Origin of the sequence: Nocardia acididurans (genome assembly GCF_016741815.1) — a bacterium.
GTDB classification, from domain to species: domain Bacteria; phylum Actinomycetota; class Actinomycetes; order Mycobacteriales; family Mycobacteriaceae; genus Nocardia; species Nocardia acididurans.
The window spans coordinates 78,821-102,261 of the sequence record NZ_JAERRJ010000016.1; the positions used below are offsets into that span (position 1 = coordinate 78,821).

Genomic DNA, 23,441 nt, shown 5'->3' on the forward strand with positions numbered 1-23,441 from the left:
TGCTCGTCTTCGAGTGCGTCGGATCACCTCACGGTAAATTGTCTGAGACAATGGCCATTTCGCCCTGCGCGCCAACTCCTTGACACTTCCGGCCGCACGGTCGTCAGCGGTCGTACGCTCGTTTGACGATGAGAGAACTGGTTATTCACGGGCACGCCGAGGACGGCTACGGGAAGACCGTCGATGCCTTCCGCCGCAACTTCGCCGAACGCGGCGAGGTGGGCGCCGCGGTGGCGGTGTACGACGGCGAGAAGCCGCTGGTCGACCTGTGGGCGGGATATCGCGACCGCGCGCGCCGACTGCCCTGGGAGCGTGACACGCTGGCACCTGTTTACTCGTGCACCAAGGGCGTTGCCGCACTGGTCGTCGCCACCCTGGTCGCGGCGGGCCACCTGGACTACGAGCAGCCCGTGGCACGCTACTGGCCGGAATTCGGCGCGCACGGCAAGGCGGCCATCACCGTGCGCGACCTGCTCGACCACCGCGCCGCGCTGCACGCCCTGCACGGTCCCCGGCTGACGATCGCGGACCTGGCCGACCTCGACCGCGTCGCGGCGGTGCTGGCCGAGCAGCGGCCTGCCTGGGCGCCGGGCGGCCGGCAGGGATATCACACCATCTCGTTCGGGCTGTTCCTGAACGAACTGGTGCGCCGGGCGGATCCGCGCGGGCGCACCATCGGGCAGGTGCTGGCCGAGGATATCGCCGGCCCCCTCGATCTCGACTTCAGTATCGGTTCGGCCGGCCCGCAACGGCTGGCCCGGCTTGCCACGCTCGTGCGCACCGGCGGCCTCGACCTCCGGCATGAACGAGATATTGCGTGGCGGTTGGGGATCGAGCTGCTGGTCCGGCGGGGCGACTTCTATCGCAGCACGCTCAGCCCCGACCTCGGAATGCCCGAGCGTTTCGACCGGCCCGATCTGGTCGGCGTGGAGGTGTGCGGCAGCAATGGCATCGGGAATGCCCGATCGCTGGCCCGCCTCTACGCCGCCGCCGTCACCGCGGCCCCGAAGCTGCCTGTCGGCGAGGGCATTCTGCGTCGTATGGCCGGTCCCAGCGGCCCCGCCGAGCGGGATGCGGTGCTGCGGGTGCAAACTCGCTTCCACCTGGGCTTTCGGCGCTCGTGCTCGCGCTTCGCGTTCGGTTCCGCCGATCACCGCGCGTACGGCGCCCCGGGGCTCGGCGGGGCGCTCGGCTTCGCGGATCCGGCCACCGGCCTCGCCTTTGGTTATGTACCGAATCGCTTGGGGCTCACCATCAATGGCGATGTGCGCTGCCGGGACCTGTTCGAGACCGTCTTCGGCGTGCGCCGGCCCTGACCCGGGCCGGCGCGCCGGAGATCAGACGGCCTCTCGGAATGTGTAGTGCCGCATGGGAAACCGGCGTGCCCGCCAGGAGGCCTCCGCCGTGAACGACGGCCGGACGAACGGCGCGTCGCCGTGTGCGTCGAAATAGTAGCTGTTGGCCGAGGCGCAGTTGCTGTTGAAGAACACCGCGTGCCGCTGTCGTCGCAGAATCTGCTGAAAGAACTCGTCATTGGCCTGCTGGGTGACCTCCACCGCGGTCGCGCCCCGCTGCCGCGCCGCGGTGATGCAGCGTAGGGCGTGGGTGGTCTGGTACTCGATCATGGCGAACCAGGAGTTGCCGGTGAACGAGTACGGTCCGAGCACCATCCACAGGTTCGGCATCTTCGGCACGCTGGTGCCCTCGTATGCCTGAAAGCGTTCGGTCTCCCAGAACTTGCCCAGATCGCGTCCGTCCCTGCCGATGATCGGGAAGCTCGGGAGGTTGCCGGGCTCGAACACCTTGAATCCGGTGGCCAGCACCAGCACGTCGAAGCGCTGCTCACGGCCGTCTCGGGTGCGAATGCCGGTCGGCGTGATGCGCTCGATGCCGACGGTCTCGAGATCCACGTCCGGGCGGGTGAAGGACTTCAGGTAGGTGTTCGAGAACGAGGGTCGCTTGCAGCCGAAACCGTATCCCGGCTGCAACTTCTCGCGCAGCGCGGGATCGGGGACCTGCCGGTGCAGATGCCGGCGGCAGACGGCTTCGATGCCGCGGGTGACGATGGGGAAGTCGCGCTGGTACGAGATGGCCGCGACCATGATGACTTCCGAGAGCGCGGTGGTGACCGCCCGGATGGACCGCTGGGTGATGGGCGCGGCGCGGAACAGCCGTCGCACCGGGGCGGGCAGCGCGAAGTCGAATTTCGGGAACACCCAGATGGGGGTGCGCTGATAGACCGTCAGCTGCTCGGTGTCGTCCGCGATGGCCGGAATCAGCTGTAGCGCAGAGGCTCCCGTGCCGATGACCGCGACTCGGCGGCCACGCAGATCGAGCGCGTGATCCCATTCGGCGGTATGCACGACCGCGCCGGTGAAGTCCGCGAGCCCGTCGATATCGGGGCGCTTGGGCTGGGTGAGCCCGCCGGTGGCGGTGATCATGAACCGGGTGGTGAGGTCGCGCCCGCCGGCCAGCCGGATCCGCCAGAAGTGCTGTTCCTCATCCCATTCCGCGGCCGTCACCTTCGTGTTCATGCGCAGATGCGGGCGTAGCCCGTACTTGTCGGCACAGTGCTCGGCATAGCGCGCGAGCTCCGCGCCCGGCGCGAACACCCGCGACCAGTCCGGGTTCGGTTCGAACGAGAACGAATACGTGAACGAGGTGATGTCGACCGCGACGCCGGGATAGGTGTTCACGTGCCAGACGCCGCCGATGCCGTCGCGGCCGTCGAGGATGACAAAATCGTCGATCCCGTTCTGTTTCAGCTTGATCGCCGCGCCGATGCCGGAGAATCCCGCACCGATGATCACCACTTCGTGATCGAGTTTCATGACTGGCTCCTGTAGGACGGGTTTTACGGGTACATGCGCGCGATGTCGTCGGCGTAGTGTTCGGCGATCGGCCCTCGCCTGAGCTTCAGGGTCGGCGTGACGAGCTCACCGCCCGGCTCCCAGACCTCGGGGACGATGGTGAAGTCCCTGATCTGCTCGACTCGGGATAGCTTCGAATTCGCCTGCGCCACAGCTTCTTCGACGAGCTTGTGGATTTCCGGGTCGGCCGCGAGCGCGGCCACCGTGGCATCGGCTCTACCGTGCTGGGCGGCGTGCGCCGCCGCGGCGTCGGGGTCGAGGGTGACCAGGGCCGTCACATGAGGACGGCCGTCACCGATGGCTACGACCTGGCCGAGCAGCGGGCACGCCACCCGCAGCGCGCCCTCGATGACGGTGGGGGACATGTTCTTTCCGCCGGCATTGATGATGAGCTCCTTCTTGCGCCCTACGATGCGGTAATAGCCGTCGGCGTCCACGGTGCCGATATCGCCGCTGTGCAACCAGCCGTCGGCGTCGATCGCCGCCGCGGATTGCTCCGGGTCATTGCGGTAGCGGGGCATGACCATGGGACCGCGGATGAGCAGTTCGCCGTCCTCGGCCACGGCGATCTCACAGGTCGCGATGGCCGGGCCCACGGTGCCGATGCGCCAGGCATCGGGCGGATTGAGCGTCGCGACGGCCGCGCATTCGGACATACCCCAGGTCTCCAAGACCTGCACACCCAATCCGAGGACGAACTCGTGCGCCTCGGGGGCGATCGGGGCGGCACCGGAGATGGCCACGCGAGAGCGGTCCAGGCCCAAGGCGGCGCGCAGTGTGGACAGCACCAACTGTTCGGCGACGGCATGCCGCAGCCGCAGCGCGGCCGGGATCGGTATGCCGGCCGAGGTCCGCCGCGCCACCTCAGCGCCCACGCCCAGCGCCCAGGTCGCGAGGCGCTGCTCGAGCGCGGACCGCTCCGCGATGCCCGCCTCGATGGCCGACTTCAGCCGGTACCAGGTCTGTGGCACGCCCAGGAAGACGGTGGGCCGCACGGTGATCAGCGCATCCCGGATCTGCCGCAGATCGTCGAGCGCGGCGATCCGGACGCCGAAAATCTGGCTCGCGTAATGGCACAGCATGCGGTTGGCCGCATGGGCGTCGGGCAGATAGGAGATCATCTCGTCGGCGGGACTCAATCCGGCCGTGGCGTCGACCGCCCGGTGCACAGCGAGCACATTGGTGTGTGTCAGTTCCACGCCCTTGGGTGGCCCGGTGGTGCCGGAGGTGTAGATGATAGTGGCCGGGGCATCGGGATTCACTGCCCGCCAGGTGGATTCGAATTCGAAGCCGGGATCGCCCGCGGCCTCCAGCTCCGCCAACGTCATGAAGCCGCCCACCGCGTCCAGGCAGACGAGGCGCTCCACCGTGCCGCCCATGGCCTGTGCGGCGGTGAGCGCGTCCACGAACTGCGCTTCGCACAGGACGATCCGGTTCTCGGCATTGGCGAACAGCTGATGGATCTTCTCGGGGGGATTGGTGTTGTAGATGGAGAACGGGATCGCGCCGGTGTGCAGCACCGCGGTGTCGATGACATGGAATTCGGGCCGGTTGCTCAACATCAGCCCGACGGTGTCGCCGGGACGGACGCCCAGGGCCACCAGTCCCGCTGCAATGCGTCGCACCCGCGCGGCGTAGTCGCGCCAGGTGATGACGGTGGCGTTGTCGGCGGTGCGCAGCGCCACCGCGTCGGGGTCCGTGCTCGCCGTGGCCTGGAAGGCCTCGCACAGTGTTCGGGCGGTGACGGTCATCATTGTTCTCCGGAATCGGGTGCGGCGGGATAGGGCGCGGACGCATCCGGCGCTGTCGGGAAATCGGCGGTGAACCGAATCGGTTGCGGCAGAGCGGCTCCCGGTTTCGCCGGGACGAAACTCATGGCGCGCTCTGCCATCGCGGTGATGGTCAGACTCGGATTGACGCCCACATTGGCCGGGATCGCCGCGCCGTCGCAGACCAACAGTCCGGTGTAACCGAACACTCGGTGCCGGGCGTCGACGACGCCAGTGGCGGGACCGTCCCCGATCGGCGCCCCGCCCAGGAAATGCGCGGTCGTCGGAATCGACAAGATGGCCTCGGGCACCGCGGCCCGCACCACCCCGCCGGTTTTCGCCGCGATCCATTCCGCCGCCCGGTATCCAGCCGGAATGAAGCTCGGAATCGGGTGCTGTGGGTCGGGATTCGTCGTCAGGACGGGATACCCGGACGGCAACCGAAACCGTACCCGCAGCGAAATCGAGTCGTCGACCGACTGCATCGTGGTCAGCAGCATGGTGCGGCGCGACGAGTGCCGGATCCGGGCCACGCGCAGCAACTGCCGGGGATGACGCAGCACGGTCGTGAGAAAGTACAGTGGCCGGGTGCGTCTGCTGCCGCGCGAGGTTGCGAGGGTCGTCAGCAGCGACATCATGTCCCCGTCGGCGCCGTAGGTCGGCGGCTGGATGTGGGTGTTCACGTCGGGTTCGATCCCCGAGCTGAGCGCGACCCCCGTGGCGAAGTCGTAGCTGTCGTCGGGCACGGTGACGGCGAGGATGGATTCGCTGTTCGTGCGGACCAGCTCGCCGAGCCGATCGGACAGTCGTGGCAACGACCCGGACAGCTTGCAGCGCAACAGTAGTCGATTGGTGCCCAGTGCACCGGCCGCCACCACCACGCCGCGCGCGGTCAGCGTCCGGCGGTCGCGACGCACCCAGCTGCCGGAGTGGACACTGGCGACCGCGTACCCGTCGCTGCCGCCGGCATCGCCCAGCGGCCTTATCTCGGTGACCGTGCGTTCGGGCAGAATCCGGCAGCCGTTGCGCTCGGCGAACCAGAGGTAGTTCTTCTCCACGGTGTTCTTGGCATTGTGCGGGCAGCCCAGCATGCAGCCGCCGCAGCGCACGCAGGCGGCCCGGTCCGGGCCCGCGCCGCCGAAATACGGGTCCGGCACGGTCTTTCCGGGAATGTGACGCCCCGGCTGGCCGAGGAACACCCCGATGCGGGCGCGCGCATAGGTATCCGCGCAGCCATGCGAGTCCGCGTACTCCCGCAACAGCTGGTCGGCGGCATCGTCACGGTCGTAGGCGACCACGCCCAGCATGCGTTCGGCGGTATCGAAATGGGGTGCGAGTTCGGTGTGCCAGTCGCCCAGGTGTGCCCACTGCGGGTGGTCGGCGAATTCCGGTTTGGGCCGGTACAGGGTGTTGGCGTAGCCGAGCGACCCGCCGCCGACCCCCGCCCCGGAGGCCACCAGGACGTCCTTGAACAGTGTGGGCCGGAAGATGCCGCGCATGCCGAACGCGGGCAGGAAGTAGTACCGGTGCGGTTTGCCCGCGCTGTCGGCGAGGTCGGCATCGGTGAAGCGGCCGCCTGCCTCCAATACCGCTACCCGATAGCCCTTTTCGCTCAGCCGCAGCGCCGCGACGCTGCCGCCGAATCCCGAACCGATGACGAGCCAGTCGAAGTCGAAGCCTTCGGTCATATCTCCCTCGGTGGTCACTGCCGAATCACTGCCCGAGCCAGCGAGGTTCGCGCCGTTCGAAGAAGGCGCTCACACCTTCCACGGTGTCCTGAGAGGTCAACACGGCGACCACCGCCTCCCGCGTGATCCGCCAGGCCCGCTCGTCGTCCGCGGAGTTCATCCGCTCCAGTGCGACCAGGCTCTCGCGCACCGAGGTGGGGGCATTGCGGCAGATGCGCCGGGCCAGCGCCACCGCCGCGTCCACCGCCGCGCCCTCCTCGGTGACCTGATTGACGAAGCCGAGCTGGAAACCGCGCTTCGCGTCGATCGGATCACCGGTCAGCAGAATCTCTTTCGCGACGTTCAACGGCAGCGCGCGGTGGGTCCGGAACAGGCCGCCGCACAGGGCGATCACGCCCCGGCGCGGTTCGGGCAGGCCGAATGCAGCCGTCCGCGACGCGACCACCAGGTCGCAGGCCAGCACGATCTCCATCCCACCGCCCAGCGCCCGGCCCTCCACCGCTGCGATGAGCGGTTTGCGTCGCTGCCGGCGCACCACACCGTACTCGCCGCCGCGTTCGGTCGGCTCACCCGATCCGGTGCTGAGATCCGTTCCCGCCGAGAACATCTCGGGACCGCCGGTGAGCACCGCGACCCACAGGTCCGGATCGTCCTCGAAGTCGTCGAGCGCGGTATCGAGGGCAGCGGTGAGGGCCGGATCGATGGCATTGCGCTTGTGCGGGCGGTTCATTCGTATCACCAGCACCCGCCCGTGCCGTTCCCGCAGTACGAGATCCATGGGTCTTCCTCACTACTGGGCGTTCAACAGCACCGAGATGCCACCGTGCACCAGCACGTTGTCCTCGACCGCGAGGCTGGGGACATTGCCGGTTGCCAGATCGGGTTTGCCGTCACCGTTGAAATCGGCGGTGGTGATCGAGTTGGTGCCGATGATCCACTGCGACCCGTGGTAGCCGTCCGGACCCGACAACGCGACCGTGCGCGCGCCCGGCTGGGTGTGGTTGGTGAAGACGCTGATGCTGTAGCCCGGGATCGGGAAGTCGTTGTTGGCGGCGATATCCGGGCTGCCGTCGCCGTCGAAGTCGGCCACCGCCAGGCCCTCGGTGACGACGCCGAGCGTGCCCTGAGCGCGGGTCACCTCGCCGATCAGGTCGTTCACGATGTCCTCACCGAATTCAGCGGTGGGCGCGCCCGGCGTGGTGCGATTGAGACGGACGCTGAACCCACCCGCCGTGCGGGCGATGATCATGTCCAGCCGCCCGTCGCCGTCCAGGTCGGCCAGTTGGGCGTCGGTGCTGGTGACCACCCACTCCTGGGTGGTGTTGAACGTCGGTGTCAGCGATCCGGGCGCGGTGGTGTTCACCAGTACCGCCACATTGCTGGTGGTGGTGTTCGAGACCAGGATGTCGTCGCGGCCATCGTTGTTGATATCGCCCACCGCCAGGCCCTCGGCGACGCTGCCGCCCAGAAACTGGACCGGGGGAGTGAAGGTGATCGGGCCGCCGAGCTGACTCGTGTTGAGCAGCACCGTGATTCCGAGCCCGAACGGGATGCCCGCGTCCCCGGTCACCAGATCCAGTTTGCCGTCGGCATTGATGTCGATGATCTTCACCAGCGACGGGAAAGCGCCAGTGGGCAGGTTGATCGGCGCGGCGAACTCGGCCGTCGTGCCGCCCGCCGGCGTGAGATTACGCAGGATGGAAATGCCGTTGGCCCCGGTGTCGAAGAAGTTCGAGGTGAGGATTTCCGGCGCGCCGTCGCCGTCCAGGTCGGCGATCTCGACCGACAGCGTGCCTATGCCCGCCACGAACTGCCGGGGAGCGGTGAACGACGGGGTGCCCGCACCGGTGGCGGTGGTGTTCAGCAGAACCGAAACACCCTTCAGCCCACCGTAGGTGGTTCCGTTGACGGTCGTGGAGCCGGCATTGGCGGTGATGATGTCCGGCTTCCCGTCACGGTTCACATCCGCGCCGCGCAGCACCCATGGCGCGGTACCGGCATCGAAGTAGTACGGATCGGAGAACGCCGTGCCCGCGTTGCCCGCCGAACCTGTCGACGGCGCGGCCACCGCCTGCCCACCCGCGAGCGTCGCACCCGCCACGACCACCGCGCACCCCAAGACAAGAGACCTCATGCCGGGGACGCTAGGCGCGCGGCGGTCGTGAGTCACTGGCACCGCCGGACGCATTGTTGATCTTCTCTGCCGTGGTCACGCGGATCGCCCGGCCTCAGGCTCCGCCGCGGTGCGGCGACAGGTCGATCGTTCGACCCGCCACGCACGGGGCGGACGCGGGCTCCCCGTATATGGCGGAGAGCAGCGCCTTGAACGGACCCAGCAGCAGGGTGACCAGGGTCTGATTGTCGGGCGTGTTCATGCAGTAGCTTGGGCCGCCCGGTCCCAGCGGCGAGACCTCGGCGGCCACCGCCCGGGACAGGCCGGGCACCGGAGTAACCACACGGGCGCAGGCGGATTCGTCCTCCTGGATGTGGCAGTCGAGCCAGTCGACTCCGTAAGTGATGGAGTTGCGCCAAGATTCGAGCGCGCGCGGGAAAACCACGCCTACGCCGACGGTATCGAAGTGACTGCCGCCTTCGAACGTGAGGAACTGCAAAGGCGCTGCGTCCGTGCGGTTCCGGCGCTCCCAGTCGTACCAGGACTTGCCGCCGAGTGCGCCGTCGGTCGGATCGAAGCCGATGTGCGCGCCGAGGATGTCGAAGTCGTTGACGGGGAAGACACCGCCGCTGGTCAGGCCGGGGATGTCGAGGTCGGCGGTCTGAATCTGGGTGGGCACGTCGACGAAGCCCGCGGATGGCTCGAATCCCGACATCAGCACGGCCGCAGCGGGTTTCGGCAGCGGACGACCGTCCATACCGCGCCCCTGCCCGACATCCCACAGGTAGTGGCTGGTGGCGATCGACCCCATCGACTGCCCCCAGATTCCGATCCGGCCGGTGTCGATGAGATCCAGCACCGGATTGCGCTCATTGTCGCCGCCCGGACCGTAACCGGGGTCGTACCGGTGGCCGACGCGCGGCATGTGCACGGTGTTCCAGAAGTTCACCAGACTGGTCGTATCGCCCAGCAGCGTCCGCGTGTCGGGCGCGGGCAGGATGTCGTCGCCGACCACCCAGCGCATCACGTCCTCGATATCGCGGCATGCTCCGGAGGCGAAGCAATGCGGAGTGTTGTACGGCACCACCAGATCCAGGATGGTGCCGTCGCTCGCGCCTTGACCGGCCTGGTCGTAGGTGAGCCCGACATACCCGCGGCGCACCGCGTTGGTGGTCCACCCCAAATAGGTGCCCTGGGTTGCGACCGCGCCGTCACTGAACACTGCCATCGGGAACTTGCGGTCGGTGCCGGGTTCGAGCGCTTCCTCCGGCAGCCAGAGGGTGGCGGCCAGACGCAGCCCCCGCGCATTGACGATCTGGATCTTGCGGGCCTCGCCCAGCTTGAAGTCCGCTCCAGGCGTATCGCCGGAAACGCAGTCGCCGCTGCGGGTTTCGTAGCGCACCACATCGCCGTGCTCGGTGCACGGGTAGCGGAAGTTCGCTGTCAGCCCGACATTGCCCGCGAACTCGACGGAGGGACTGTCACTGTCGAGCGCGCCATCGGCCACCTCGCCGAACACACCGTTGTTGTTCCAGTCGGGTAGATACCGATGATCGGGCGGCTGAATCGCGGTGCCCAGGAACGTCGGCAGCAGGTGAACCGTATTGTCGATCACCTTCTGCAGGGCATTGCGCAGCCGCTGCTGCCCGTCCGGCCCCTGATACTGGGTCGGTTCGAGCAGATTCGCCAGGCTCTCACCGGTCCGGCCGGGCCAGCTGAGGATGTGTTGCACGAGATAGGACAGCTTGGCTGGATCGGTCAGATCGTGCTGGTAGCCCTGCAACAGCATCAGCGCGTTCTGCAGGATATACAACGGATCCATGGTCGTAGTCACTGTCGGGGAATCGGCTGCCGGAGGTGGACTTTCCTCTTCCGCGACGGCATAGCCACCGGAAACGGCCAGTAGCAGCGCCGTGCCGACTAGGACCGCGGCGCCACGTCTGCGGCCTTCGAGCAAGCGATACATGATCGCCCCCCATCATCGAACGAATGAGTTCGTCGGAAACGATGGTCGAACGGTATCGCCGAACTCACTTGGCAGGAAATGCATTGGCCGCCAACACCTTGACGTTGCGCGCCTGCCGGTTGGAGTGATAATCGGTGCGCATACTCGAACCCCCGCCTGAACGTCGTAGCAGGGCCGCGAGCCGCTGTCCGTCGTGCGAAACACGCGGAGCGCCGTGTCAGACAATCTGTCGGCTTCTGCCTACTCGCTGGCGGGTTATGTACATGGTCGTGGCAGCGCGCGGTGCCATGATTCGTGGTGGTCCGATGTTCGCCGAGAAGGAGCAAGACCATGGCAATGCCGCCATTGATGGTCGCAATCACCGATAGTATCTATCGACTGCCCGCGCCCATTTCCACCGCCTGGCGAATCCGCAACGGATTGCACGAAGTCGTCATCGAACCGGGCATCAACAGAGTTCAAGCTTCCCACTTCTGGTTTCGCAGGAATGTGGCGTGGCGAGCGCTGGGCGTGGTCGGCGTCCCGCAGGCCATACTCGACTCTTCCGGGCGTTTGCACGAACGCGCTTTCGGCCGGTTGTACTCGATCGCACGGCACGTCTCGTGGTACCTGTGATCGGGCGTTGGCAAGTATCGCAACGCGCGCCGAAGAATGTGTGATCACCTGCGGTACTTATGCTTCCCTCTGATCGGCGGACCGAGCGACGCGGTTGCCGCCGAGGCCGCCACCGTACTGCTGCCAGGTGCACGGTCGCTCCTCCTCGTACCGCGCAATGCGGGCCGCAATCGGAGAACCGCAGTGTCACCTGAGGAGGTCTGGTGCCGAGTGCCGGTAGTCGGATACTGGCACGACTACACGATGGTCAGCAGTTTCCGCTGATGGAACGTGTGGGCGTAGTGGTCGTGTCCTCCCTCCGGACGTGACCACCTATCTGCATGCGCGGCGCCGAATTCCTGGGGTGTGTGCGGGTCGCACCGCGCTGATCGCGGCTAAACCCGAACCCAAACCGGCATGGCGACATTTCGTTCTTGTGTCGCCGCCCCGAAGAAGGCCCGCGGATCGGTCGACACGCTGTCTCCTTCTCGTTTCAAGCGCCGAACAGCCGGACGTCGCATGGAATTTGGCATCAAGTTTGGCATCACGACAGCACAGGAACCGCCGGACGCAGTGGGAGCGGTAGGACACCGGGAACGTTGGAAATTTCGTCGACCTGCATGAACGGGACGCTGTGGCATGGGATCGCAGGTGTGGGATGGCATCCTGTTGGCTCATAACCCAGAGGTCGCAGGTTAAAATCCTGTCCCCGCTACTAGGGAAAGCGGCCCTGGAACCACTGGTTCCGGGGCCGTTTTTCGTTGGATTGGCAACGGATCTGGCAACGTTAGCCAAACTGAGCGTCATCCGTCGCGTGACGTCCCACGCTGTTCGTGGTGCCCGCCCAACAGGTGGGTGGCGGCGCGGGCTGCGGCGTCTTCGTCCTGGCCGGGCAGCACGTGCTGGTAGGTCTTCATGGTGGAGGCGACGTCGGCGTGGCCGACGCGCTGGCTCACCGCCTTCGGGCTAACGCCTGCGATCAATGCCCTTGGTGGAGACCGACAACACCCGGTGTCGAAATCGAGTGAGGGCCAGCGAATTCCCCATATGTCCGCGCGCCTCAGCCTCGTCCCCGCCGCGGAGACGGTGACGCTTCAGCTCGCCCGCTGACGCCGGCCTCTAGGTGTTCGTGACGGCGGGCGGCTTCCAAGTGTGATCGATGGCCGTGGGTTGGGGCGCGTACAACCGCATGGTCAAGGTGAACTTGCCGTGCTCGGGGATCGGCAGCCAGTTCGCGGCCGCGACTTGCGCTGTGGGATGGGCGTTTTGGATGAGGATGTCGACGCTGCCGTCGGGATTCGTCGCGACCGGGAGCTGGTGGCCGACGGAATACACGCTTGCCGGGTTGGGGATCAGGAAGCCGTCGGCGGCGTAGGCGGTGATCGACCAGAAGGCGTCCACCGGCGGCAGCTGACCGGGTGCGAAGTGCAGGCGCATCGAACCGTTGCCGTCGACGCTGCCGTAATAGGTGGGATAGAGGGCGTCCTCGGGCAGGTTGCCGCCCAATCCCATTCGCGCCACATACGCGCGCTGGCCGTAATTTGTGCCGTAGCGCCCGGCGGCCGCGCTGTAGTTCCAGCCCTCGATGATGGTGTTCGCCGGATCGCGATAGTTCTCGACCCGCCCGCGCCCGTCGGCGACCGCGCCGTCGAGCACCTCGGCCGCGATCTTGCCCGCGCTTCCGCCCGGCGTGATGCCGAGCGCCGCGAACCGTTGCAGCGCGGGCGCGTCCACCGGCGCGGGCGGATCGATAGCCATGAGCGCGCACATCCGATCGAAGAACGCGCGTCCGTCCATGCCCGCCACGATCTGCACCGCGTCGGCGGTGGACGGCGATTCGGCGGCCGGATTCCCGGCTCCCGGATTCGCCACCCACGCACTCAACGGCGCGATGCGCAACCCGTCCTGGATCGCGTGCACCGCCGGCAGATCCGCCTGGCCGTCGACCTGGATGCGCCCGAGAATCCACGCCTGCGGTGTCGGCAGCGGCATCGGGGTGATACCGGGCGGCAGCGTGCCGTTCCAGCCGGGCGGCAGGAACGCGTAGGTGAACGGCCCGCCGGTCGCTCCCGAGCTCAGCTGCGGCCGCACGCTGCTCGGGTTCTGCGCCACGTTCGTCCACATGTCCATGGTCTCCATCAGCCAGTAGCGGCCGGATTCCATGGCGGGCACCTCCAGCACGACGGGCTCGGTCCGCAGATCCAGCCACGCCTTGGAGTACAGGGTGTCCTGATTCGGCCGCACCAGCGTGCGATTGGCCGCGTCGGGCAGCGTCCGGGAATGCTCGAATCGGTTGGCGGGCGCGCCGTGCTCCCGAGTGACGTCCATGAGTACCAGCGGATAGCCGAAGACGTAGGCGTCGGTGGCGACGGAACGGTCGTCGCCGGGCGCGGTGGTCACCGAAGATGTTGCCGTCGAACCGGATTCGGATCGCCCGCAGGCGGTCAGCCCGAACGCGGTGAACGCCAGCGCACCCGCGCCGAACAGCATCGACCGTCGCCCGATGCCGTCGCCGCGCAGCGCCGGGCTCACATCGACCCCCAGGACTGGAGCAGGTAGGTCACGTTCGCCATGATCGACGTGACCGTGCCGGCCAGGTCGATCGCCGCGGAACCGAGATTGATGACCGGGAAGTTCATCGAGCACCTCACTGTGAGAATCGCTTTCGTTGACGATCCCGACTATTCCCCGGTCAGTACCGGTAGCCATCGCCCCACGAGGGTGAACCCGGGCGCGCACGGCGCGTATCCGTCACGGCATAGGTCATTGCCTCGCGCCCGGCCCGCCACGGGCCGCACGATGGGGGTCACAGCGGAGGGCCGCCCGCCCGTCGATGACCCCTCACGACCGCCACCTGGGCGGCCCGTCCGCTGTCCACGGCGGCGTTCACAGCGACAACCGGAACCCGCGCTCGAAATCGATGCTCGCCAGCTGCTCGCGCCGCGCCAACCCGAGCTTCTGGAAAACGTTCGACAGATGGTGCCCCACCGTGCGCGGGCTGATCAGCAGCCGGGCCGCGATATCCCGATTGGTGAGCCCGGTCGCGGCCAGCTTCGCGACCTGCAACTCCTGTGCGGTCAGCAGGGTCCGCTGCGGCGTCTCCCCGGTACCGGCCTGCCGGTCTCCTGCCATGGTGAGCTCCCGTGCCGCCCGCGCGGCCCACGGCCCCGCCCCGAACCCCTCGAATACCCGCAGCGCGCCCCGCAACTGCTCCTGCGCGTCCAGCCGCCGCCGCGCCCGCCGCAACCATTCCCCGTAGGCCAGCCGATACCGCGCCAGCGCGAATGGCCGATGCGCGGGCGCGGACTCGAGTGCGGCCGTGAAATGGGCTTCCGCATCGGCCCCGGCGGCCAGCAACGCCCGGCCCAGTTCCACGTCCGCCCGCACCCAATCCGGTACGCCGCCGCGCACCGTCCCCGTCTCGGCCGACCGGGCCACGACGCCCTCGGCCGATGCCGGGTCGCGCCGCGTGCTGCGGCCCACGGTGGTATCAGCCGGAGTGCGGCCCGACCGCGCGTTCGTCCGGGTCCGACCGGTCCCGATCGGGCCGTCCGGCACCGCCCCGGACAGCGGCCCCGGTCCGAAGCTCTCCCCGTACTCCACAAGGGTTTTCAAGTATCGTTCGGCGCGCTCCGGACGCCCGGATCGCACCGCCGCCTCGATGGCGTACCCGGCGCTGAGCAATGCGACGCTCGGATGGTGGGCGGGATGCCCCGGCTGCGCGATCAGGTCGAGCAGTTCCCCCGCGTCGTCGGTCCGCCCGTCGCCCAAGGCATGCAAGGCCCGGCACCAGTACGCGGCCGACGTGAGCGGGTAGTACCCGCGCGGTTCCGCGAATTCCAGTACCCGCCCGTTGAATTCGTCCACCGCGGCCGCGTCCCCGCGCAGCGCGGCGATGAACGCCATCGTCCGGTAGGCGTCCGCGACGGTCTTGCGCCCGGTGAAATCCACTGCCAGCCGCAATGCCTCGGCGGTGTCGGTGAGCGCGTCGTCCCAGCGGCCGGTCACGAAGTACAACCACGACCGTTGCCCGAGGGTGTATCCGAGCCAGCTGATCGGCCCTTCGGTCCGCAATCGGTCGATACCGGCGTGATACAACGCCAGCGCCTGTGTCTCCGTGCCGAGCAGCATCGCGATGTCGGCGACCGGTAAACGCCACGGCAGCAACGGATCACCGGCATCCTCGCCACGAGCATCCCGGCCGATGACAGCCCCGCCACGGGTATCCCCGTCACGGGCATCCGCACCAACGGCGGCGCGCCCTTCGGGATACACACGGTCGGCCGCTCGACCACCGCCGACCGCCGGCACTTCCACTCCCTCGGCGGCCAGGGTCGCGAGTTGCTCCATGGACATGGCGTCGCCGACCACCCACTCCGCACGGGTCACCCCGTGGCGCAGTTCGGCCCGGAATCTGGGTTCCACGCGGGCGGCATCACGGCTCAGAAGTTCCCGCGCCCGCTCCGGATTGCCTTGTCCCAGTTCGAACATCCCCGCCAGGCCGCCACCGGCGATGGATACTTCCTCGGGGTCGGCGCGGTCGCCCGCGGCGGTCAGCAGTTCCCGGGCGGTCTCGACATCCCCGCTGTCCCAGGCCGCTCGCGCCGACCGCGACAGCCGCAACGCTGCCGATGCCGCATCCGGGGACAGTGCGGCGGCTCGGCGGAGGGTGCGGGCGGCGGTGATGAGACCGCCACGCGCCCAAGCCCTTTCGGCTACTGCGTCGAGGGCGGCGGCGATGGATTCGTCGGGGTGTGTGGCTGCCTCGGCCAGATGCCAGGCGCTGCGGTCGGGGTCGGTCTCGGCCAGTACCTGCGCCAGGGTGGCGTGCACGGCGCGGCGTTCGGCGGGGTCCGCCGTCTCGAGCACGGCGGCGCGAATCAGAGGATGCCGCACCGTGATTCGGCCTTCTTCGGCGCGCATCAAGCCCGATTCCAGTGCGGCATGCCAGTCGGCGTCGGAGGCGCCCCGGGCATGGGCGGCGCGCAGGACGACGGCGGTGTCACCACCGTCCTCGGCGGCCGCCACCAGCAACGCGGTGAACCTGCCCGCGCCGAGCTGCCGGAATGCCACTTCGAAGGCGTCGCGCAGGCGCGGTCCCAGTTCCGGTCGCCGATCGGCCGCCGGTCCCAGTTCCCTTCCCGCGCCGCGGCTCAATTCCACCAGGGCCAGCGGATTACCGGCTGTGAGCCGCAGCAACCGTCGCATCCGCAGCGGGCTCAGGCTCGGATTCTGCTGCGCCGCAAGCTGTTGCGCGCTCGCCGGATCCAGCTCCGGCACCGTCAGTACCGGCAGCGTCTGCGCCGGTCCGGCCGTACCCGGGTGGGCGGCGAACAGGACCAGGATCGGGTCAGCCGCGGTGCGCCGGGCCACGAACGCCAGGCTGTTCCGGCTGGCCGCGTCCAGCAGGTGCAGGTCGTCCACCACCACCAGCACCGGCTGCCGCTCCGCGAGCTCGGACAGCAGCGTCAGCACCGCCACCCCGATGAGCAGCGGCCCGCCCTGTGGTTCGGCCAGGCCGAGCGCACCGCGCAGCGCGTCGGCCTGGGCGGCGGGCAGCCCGTCCACCAGGTCCAGCACCGGCCACAGCAGCTCGTGCAGCGCCGCGAACGCCACTTCGGTCTCGCTGGGCACGCCCCGGCAGCTCAACACCCGGAATCCGGTCGCGCGGGCCACGGCGTAGTCCAGCAGTACGGTCTTGCCGATTCCGGGTTCGCCGATCAGCACCAGCGCCGCCCCGGTCCCGCCCCGCGCGCCCTCGATCAGCCGGTCGAGCCGTTGCTGTTCGGTTTTCCGGCCGAGCAGGCGTGGCATCGCTGCGGACTGTGGCATCGATCGACACGTTCCCTTCCACTCGGGGCACCCGGCTGCTGGTCCATCATGCCCCAGCGAACCTCCGATCCCGCCGGGACAGCCGCAACCGACGCCCCGCGTTCCCGGGATTCACAGCAACCCCACCGCGCGCCCGCGGCTGATCGCTTGACCGCGGCTGTTCGCGCCCAGTTTGAGGTACACGCTGCGCAGATGCGTCTTCACGGTATTGATCGACACCCCGAGGTCAGCGGCGATTTCGCCGCCGGTGCGCCCCGACGGAAGGCGCTGCAGGACAAGCAGTTCCGATCCGGTCAGGGTCGGTGCCGGATACTGCCGCACCGCTGCCGGATGATGCCGGATCACCTCGGCGAAATCCTCACCGCCGCCGAACCTCCCGCTGTGGATATCGAGCAGTTCGATGGCCATCGGAAAGTTGAGCCAGGGCCGGATCAGCCGCTCGGGCGCGGACAGGCTCAATGCCGCCCGCAGCGCCTCGACCGTTTTCCCGAATGCCCCCAGCCGATGCTGGGCCTCGGCATAGAGCAGCCAGCCGGTGACCACGGTCATCGGATGCGCCGAATCCTCGTACCACAGCATCGGTTCCAGCAGCGCTCGCGTCGAGCGGGTCTGATGCGCCGCCGCGCTCAGCAGCGCCTGCGCCACCCTCACTTCGGTGGTGTCGCCCAGGGTCTGCCGAGCCACGGTCACCACTTCCGCGGCCGCGGACACCTCCCGCAGGCGCAGCAGCCGCCCGGCCGTCGCCACCACGAGCAGTCCCGCGCCGGTAGACGGTTGCGGACTTCGGCGCAGCAGATCGAGCAGCCCGGCACGCAAGGCGTGCACCACTTCCCGGTTGTCGGCGGTGGCGATGCAGACCAGCAGCCGCCAGTCGATCTCGGTGGGCAGGGCGTCCACGGGCATGCCGGGCGGGGTGGGCAGCCCGGCCGCGTCGGCGAGATCACCCACGACGCGCCGATCCCAGTCCTCGCCCTGGATGACCCGCCCGATAGCGGCGGCGATCAGCGCCCGCTGCGCATCCGGTGATCCGAGAATGTCGTGCCGGCGCGCGAATTCGACGGCTTCGTCGGCCAGCACCCGCATGGCCGTGATCGAGCCCTGATACCCGACGGTGACCGCCAGCCGCGTCATGGCGAGCAGGGTCAGCCGCGGGCGCGCGAAATGCTCGGCGATGGTGATCCCGGATTTCAGCAGCGCCGCCGCCCGCTCGAACCGCCCCTGCAACAGCATCGCGGTGCCGTACTGCACGTACACGTAGCAGTCGATATCGCTGTTGCCGGTGGCCGCGAAGGTATCGAGTGGATCCAGATCGGTCACGCCCGCGCCGAGGCTGACGGCGGTATCGGCCGCGATGGCGAAGTCCAGCGCCGCCAGCCAGGCCGCGGGCGCGATCTCCGACGGCAGCTCCGCCTGCCCGATTTGGAAATTCGAATACGTCGCGGCCTGCCCGAAAGCGCCGCGGGTGAGCGCGTCGGCGATGCGCAATCGCCACAGGTACGGATCCCCGGCGAATTCGGTGCCGGGCTCGGCGACCACGTCGAACAGTTCCGGTCCGCGCCCGTCCAGCACCAGTCCCGCGCCCCGCTCGCGCAGGAAATCCCGCCGGAACTCCCGCTCGACGTCCCGCAGCCGCAACCACTCGGATTCGTTGCGGCGGTGAGCTTCCGCCGCGAAATACGCGCGCAGCAACGGATGATAGGAATACCAGACCTCCCCCGCCGCCGACCGCCGGGCGAACGGGATGCCCAGGCGCGGCAGTTCGTCGAGGATCTCGCGGGTCCGTCCGCCGTGCAGCGCGACCGCGAGCTGTTCGGTGAAGCGCGGCGCCACCCCGGTGCGCATGAGGAATTCGCGGATGTCCCAAGGCAATCCGGCCAGCACCTCACCGAGCAGATAGTCCGCCACAGGCTGCGCGGGCCGGGCCAGCTCCGCCAGCGCGGCCTCGGGATCGGACGCGTCGGCCAGCACGATCGCCGCGATCCGCACCACCACCGCCCAGCCGCCGCTCATCTCCTGCACCCGCTCCAGGATCGCCGCGCCGGGTTCGCTGCCGTGCTGCCGGAACAGTTGCGCCACTTGCGATCCGGACAGTTCCAGCTCGGCCGCCCCGATGCGCGCCACCCGATCGTGGGCGTTCAGGCCGTGCCAGCGCAACGGCGGTTCGTGCCGTCCGGACAGCACCACGGTCACCGTCGGCGGCGCGTGCCGGATCAGGTACTCGATCGCGGCCAGCAGGTAGGAATTGGTGAGCAGATGCGCGTCGTCGACCACCAGTATCGCCGGAATCGATTGCGCCGCGAGCGCACCGGTGAGATGGGCGGCGTACTGCACCGGGGTGACGGTGCCGGACGGCGGGGGAGGGGTGCCCAGCACTTCGGTCGTCGCCGCGGCCAGTGCGTCCCAGTGCAGGGAATCGCGATCGAGTGCGGGGGTGACGGTCAGCCAGCCGACCGCGGTCTCCGGCGTGTGCGCCACGCGCCGACCGAGCCAATCGTGCAGCAGTGCGGTTTTCCCGCTGCCCGCCGGAGCGGCCAGCACCACGATGTGCGCGCCGTGCGCCGGTACCGCGGGGGTGAACCGGTCGTCGAGTTCGGGCCGCGCGACGGGCTCGCAATTCGGTGCCGGAATCCGGCACAGCTCGGAACGTTCCAATACCGAGCGGGGACAAGATGTTGTTCGTTGTGAGGTGGTCATCGAGCCTCCGGACCGAGTGCCGACCCATCACAACCGCCGTGCCCAACGCTACCGCAAATGCCAGGTCGTGGGCCGGTCCATGAATTTGTTCACACTCGGTCCGGAATCGGCTCGAGGGCCGTCAGCTCACTTCGTTCGCGGCCTGATCGATCAGATCCGTGACGGCTTTGGCCCGTGATGCCAGTGAGGCGTGACTGGCGGGCAATTCGATCAGCGTGCGCGGGTTCATGCGCCGCGCCATGCGCCGCTCGTTGTCAGGATTGATCATCCGGTCCTCGGTCGAGACCTGATACCAGGTTGGTTTGATCTTCCAGGCGGGCGCGGTGACGGCATCGCCGAAGGTGGAGCCCAGCGGGGCCTTCTGCGTCACCGCCATGACCAGGGCCTCGTCATCGGGCAGATCCTGACAGAAGCTCTCCTGGAACTTGTCCTGCGCGATCCACAGATAGCCGTCGGAATCGGGCGCGATATTGGCGAACGCGGCGGGCGGCAGCTGTTCGCTGATCTGACCGGGACTCTCCCCCTCGTCCGGCGCGAAGGCCGCGATATAGACCAGTCCCGCCACATTGGGCTGATCCCCGGCCTCTGTGATGACCGCGCCGCCGTAGGAATGCCCGACCAGCAGGACCGGGCCGTTGATCTGGGCGACCATTTTGCGGGTGCGTTCGGCGTCGTCGGCCAGAGAGGTGAGCGGATTCTCCACCGCGTGCAGATCGGTGTAGCCGCGCTGCCGCAATTCGACGATGACCTTCGCCCAATGGGCGGCGCCGCCCCAGAATCCGTGAACCAGAACGATTGCCGGTTTGTCAGCCATGACCGTGCCTTTCGTTGACGTGGAAATTCACTTCAGGTGGAAAAGCAGTGCGGCATTCCCCTCCAGCATCGCCTGTGCCGCGGCGGGCGGGATCGTCGGGTCGCTCAGATAGTCCACGGCCCGTGCGAAGACCTTGCCGTTCTCGTAGGGGAAGTCGGTGCCCAGCAGCAGCCGGTCCGCGCCGAAGGAATCGAGGGCGGCCCGCAGTGCGGGGAGGTGGCCGTGGCCGACGGTGTCGTACCACATCAGGCGGGCCACGGTGCTGGGCAGTTCCGGGGATTGCGGTGACTCCCAGCGGTATTGGTTGTCGGCGCGCTGCAGCAGCATGGGCAGCGCACCGCCCAGGTGGGAATTGATGATCCGGATATCCGGATAGCGCAACGGAATTCCGCGCAGGATTAATTGCAGCACGCTGATGGTGTCCTCGATCGGCGCGCCCGCCATCCAGGTCATCTGATAATCGCGGATCAGCGGCGAGCACGCGGCATTGCCGGCCGGGTGCAGGTACAGCACGGCGGCGCGCCGGTTCAATTCCTCGAAGACGGGCGCGAATTCGGGTTCGACCAGCGCGCGGCCGAGCACCGTGGTGTTCACGGCGACCCCGGCCATACCCAATTCGTCCAGTGCCCGGCCCATTTCGGCGATGGATTCCGCGATGTGCGGCATGGGCGTGGCGGCGAAGGCGAGGAACCGCCCGGGGTGCTCCGCGACCACCTCCGCGTACTGATCGTTCACGAAACGCGCAGCGGCAACGGCCTTCTCACGATCCTCGCCGTAGGGCAGCTGCGGCGCGGCCGAGAGCACCTGCAGGTCGACCCCGGTACCGTCCATGAGCGCCAGCCTGGCGTCCATTTCCGCACCGGCCCCCGCGCCCATTCCCCGCTGGGTGTCGGTATCGGTGTGGCCGAGTTCCACCAGCAGATCCAGGTAGTCGTCGGTCCAGTAATGCGCGTGCACGTCTACTCGCACTCGAATCCCTCCTGTCCAGCTCCCGCGGTCCGGGGCGGGCACCGCGCGCCCCGCCGGTGTTCCGATCACCGCATCCCCACCCTAGGAGCGCGCCGGCGCCCCGGCACCGCCCGCACGGGGTGAAACCGCAGGACAACACGGTCTCGGGGCCGGGTTCACCTCGGCGGGGTGAGGCGTGGACGGCGGCCGCGCGGCCACGATCGGAACCGCATCGACCAGCGGGAAGGAAGTGTGGAAATGCCGAAGACGCGAGGACACCGGCGGACGGCTCGGAGGGCTACCCGGAGGCTGCTGCCGTGGACCGCCGGACTGCTCGTGGCCGCCTTGTTCATCGTGACCGCGTGCGCTGATTCCGGCGATTCGAAGACGGCCGCCTCCACCGGCGCGGCACCCACCACGACACCGGAGCCGGAGTATCCGCTCGATCGGCCGGTCACCGTGACGGCCGACAATTTCGTGCGCGCGGAGACCGATCGCGAATTCGCGGGCACGGTCGCGCAGGGCGGGTTCGGCGCGTTCCATCACAATCGGGAGCCGATGCCCGTCGATCATCAGACGGTGGTGCGCCCCAATCGCGACACCCTGTACTCCTCCGGGGTTTTCGACCTCGACGCCGGTCCGGTCAGCATCACCCTGCCCGATGCCGGGAAGCGCTTCCTGTCCATGCAGGTGATCACCGAGGACGAGTACAACCCCGAGATCGTCTACCGATCCGGCACCTACACCTACGACCGCGATCAGATCGGTACCCGCTACGTGATGTTCGGTATCCGCATCTTCGCCGATCCGAACGATCCCGCCGATATCGATGCCGTGCACCGGCTCCAGGATCAGGTCCGGGTGCAGCAGGCCCAGCGCGGCGTCTTCCAGATTCCGCAGTGGGATCAGGCCAGCCAGGATGCCGTGCGCAGCGCCCTGCTCACCTTGGCCGCGACCTTGCCGGACACGCGAAAAGCGTTCGGCCCCAAGGGGGAAGTCGACGAGGTGCGGCATCTACTGACCGCGGCCTCCGCGTGGGGCGGCAATCCGGACAAAGACGCGCTCTACCTGACCGTCACCCCGCCGGACAACACCGGGACCGTCGATTACACCCTGCACGTCGAACCCGTTCCTGTGGACGGCTTCTGGTCGGTGAGCCTGTACAACGCCGAGGGCTACTACGTGGCCAATCCGCAGCACGCCTACTCGATCAACAATGTCACCGCCGCGACCAACCCGGACGGTTCGGTGGACATCCGCTTGGGCGGCTGCGACGGACAGGCGCCCAACTGCCTGCCCACCATGCCGGGCTGGAACTACATGGTCCGGCTGTACCGGCCGCAGCCCTCGATTCTGGACGGGCAGTGGGTGTTTCCGGCTCCGCAGCCGATCCGGTGATCCGGGTCCGGAAGTGTCAAAGTGGTGACCGCCAACGCGAACACATGAGCCGACGTGTACAGGCGTCGTCACGTGTAGCGGAACAGTTGCACAAGCTTGGCTACCAATGGTCGTTCCAAGGAATCAGGCCCTAGGTAGTCGTGATTGAGCGCGGCGCGGGTCTTTCCGCCCCGAAGCGGCCGAAATCGGCAACGGATTTGGCAACCGGGCACAGCGAAATCCAGGGGACCCGATGACACGACGCGGACAGCGCGGACGAACGAAACCCCGTTGACCAGCACAGAACGGATTCCGCCGAACACGGAGGGACTATGCGAGACGGGGCCTCGTTGGCTAATAACCCAGCGATCTCCGCGGTTGGATCGCGGCGACCTTGATGATCGAGGGCGGGTGCGACACCGACGGAGCGCACCGGAATGACATGCCTCCAGTCGGACGTCAATCCTTGCTTGACCGGCGATAGGTACGCCGCGCCACCTCCATATCGGCGGAAATTCGCAGCTCACGGCGGGGCTGCGTTGTTTTAGATGCTGTACGTGCCACCCCGGGGCACCAATCGCGGAACCTAACCATCGATGCGAAACCGTTTCTGCCGGTGGAAGGCGTGTGCGTAGTGGTCGTGTCCCCCTCCGGACACTTTGAAAGAGCCTCTCCCTGAATTCAGGGAGAGGCTCTGCTCATTGGGGACCCGGTTGGCTCGCGGGACTCTCGGCGCTCATCTGCGCGAGGTACTCGGCGGCGCCTCTGATTCGCGG

General features: G+C 68.1%; 15 protein-coding genes. 3 read left to right on the plus strand and 12 right to left on the minus strand.

Annotation, left to right across the window (positions count from 1 at the left end):
* The first annotated feature begins 128 nt into the window (after nucleotides 1–128).
* Nucleotides 129–1,316, plus strand: a complete 1,188-nt coding sequence (locus tag JK358_RS33955) for a serine hydrolase domain-containing protein (protein WP_201955894.1) — start codon at nucleotides 129–131, stop codon at nucleotides 1,314–1,316.
* A 21-nt stretch (nucleotides 1,317–1,337) separates the two neighbouring features.
* Here JK358_RS33955 and JK358_RS33960 read toward each other — a convergent pair whose 3' ends face one another.
* The 6 genes from JK358_RS33960 to JK358_RS33985 all read right to left on the minus strand — a co-directional run bounded on the left by JK358_RS33960 (nucleotide 1,338) and on the right by JK358_RS33985 (nucleotide 10,262).
* On the minus strand, nucleotides 1,338–2,831 hold the full coding sequence (locus JK358_RS33960) for a flavin-containing monooxygenase (protein ID WP_201955896.1): 1,494 nt from the start codon (nucleotides 2,829–2,831) through the stop codon (nucleotides 1,338–1,340).
* 23 nt (nucleotides 2,832–2,854) lie between these two features.
* A complete protein-coding gene (locus tag JK358_RS33965) occupies nucleotides 2,855–4,624 on the minus strand; it encodes an AMP-dependent synthetase/ligase (RefSeq protein ID WP_372440782.1) in 1,770 nt (589 codons plus the stop codon).
* Nucleotides 4,621–6,345 (minus strand): FAD-dependent oxidoreductase, encoded by a 1,725-nt coding sequence (locus JK358_RS33970; protein ID WP_307817874.1) that lies wholly within the window; start codon nucleotides 6,343–6,345, stop codon nucleotides 4,621–4,623. Before JK358_RS33970 ends, JK358_RS33965 begins: the two co-directional genes overlap by 4 nt.
* Nucleotides 6,346–6,352: 7 nt before the next feature.
* Complete coding sequence (locus JK358_RS33975) at nucleotides 6,353–7,105, minus strand: enoyl-CoA hydratase-related protein (RefSeq protein ID WP_201955903.1); 753 nt, start codon at nucleotides 7,103–7,105, stop codon at nucleotides 6,353–6,355.
* 12 nt (nucleotides 7,106–7,117) lie between these two features.
* A complete protein-coding gene (locus JK358_RS33980) occupies nucleotides 7,118–8,461 on the minus strand; it encodes an FG-GAP repeat domain-containing protein (protein WP_201955907.1) in 1,344 nt (447 codons plus the stop codon).
* 94 nt (nucleotides 8,462–8,555) lie between these two features.
* On the minus strand, nucleotides 8,556–10,262 hold the full coding sequence (locus JK358_RS33985) for an alpha/beta hydrolase family protein (RefSeq protein ID WP_201955910.1): 1,707 nt from the start codon (nucleotides 10,260–10,262) through the stop codon (nucleotides 8,556–8,558).
* 474 nt (nucleotides 10,263–10,736) lie between these two features.
* Between JK358_RS33985 and JK358_RS33990 the strand changes: the two genes are divergently transcribed.
* Nucleotides 10,737–11,021, plus strand: a complete 285-nt coding sequence (locus JK358_RS33990) for a hypothetical protein (RefSeq protein ID WP_201955913.1) — start codon at nucleotides 10,737–10,739, stop codon at nucleotides 11,019–11,021.
* Nucleotides 11,022–11,803: 782 nt separating this feature from the next.
* On the opposite strand, the gene JK358_RS33995 is transcribed toward JK358_RS33990, so the two are convergent.
* From JK358_RS33995 to JK358_RS34020, 6 genes are all read right to left on the minus strand, one after another.
* Nucleotides 11,804–11,956 carry a hypothetical protein gene (locus JK358_RS33995; protein ID WP_201955915.1) on the minus strand — a complete coding sequence of 51 codons (153 nt, stop codon included), beginning with the start codon at nucleotides 11,954–11,956 and terminating at the stop codon, nucleotides 11,804–11,806.
* A 163-nt stretch (nucleotides 11,957–12,119) separates the two neighbouring features.
* Nucleotides 12,120–13,532, minus strand: coding sequence for a DUF1254 domain-containing protein (locus tag JK358_RS34000; protein ID WP_307817875.1), 1,413 nt, complete (start codon nucleotides 13,530–13,532; stop codon nucleotides 12,120–12,122).
* A 354-nt stretch (nucleotides 13,533–13,886) separates the two neighbouring features.
* Nucleotides 13,887–16,814 (minus strand): AAA family ATPase, encoded by a 2,928-nt coding sequence (locus tag JK358_RS34005; protein ID WP_201955917.1) that lies wholly within the window; start codon nucleotides 16,812–16,814, stop codon nucleotides 13,887–13,889.
* A gap of 129 nt (nucleotides 16,815–16,943) precedes the next feature.
* On the minus strand, nucleotides 16,944–19,484 hold the full coding sequence (locus tag JK358_RS34010) for a winged helix-turn-helix domain-containing protein (RefSeq protein WP_201955920.1): 2,541 nt from the start codon (nucleotides 19,482–19,484) through the stop codon (nucleotides 16,944–16,946).
* A 163-nt stretch (nucleotides 19,485–19,647) separates the two neighbouring features.
* Nucleotides 19,648–20,340: an alpha/beta hydrolase gene (locus tag JK358_RS34015; RefSeq protein ID WP_201955924.1), complete on the minus strand. Its 693-nt coding sequence runs from the start codon at nucleotides 20,338–20,340 to the stop codon at nucleotides 19,648–19,650.
* 27 nt (nucleotides 20,341–20,367) lie between these two features.
* Nucleotides 20,368–21,309 carry an amidohydrolase family protein gene (locus JK358_RS34020; protein ID WP_201955929.1) on the minus strand — a complete coding sequence of 314 codons (942 nt, stop codon included), beginning with the start codon at nucleotides 21,307–21,309 and terminating at the stop codon, nucleotides 20,368–20,370.
* Nucleotides 21,310–21,747: 438 nt separating this feature from the next.
* Here JK358_RS34020 and JK358_RS34025 point away from each other — a divergent pair, with 438 nt between their 5' ends.
* Nucleotides 21,748–22,686 carry a DUF1254 domain-containing protein gene (locus JK358_RS34025; protein WP_201956024.1) on the plus strand — a complete coding sequence of 313 codons (939 nt, stop codon included), beginning with the start codon at nucleotides 21,748–21,750 and terminating at the stop codon, nucleotides 22,684–22,686.
* Nucleotides 22,687–23,441: the final 755 nt, after the last annotated feature.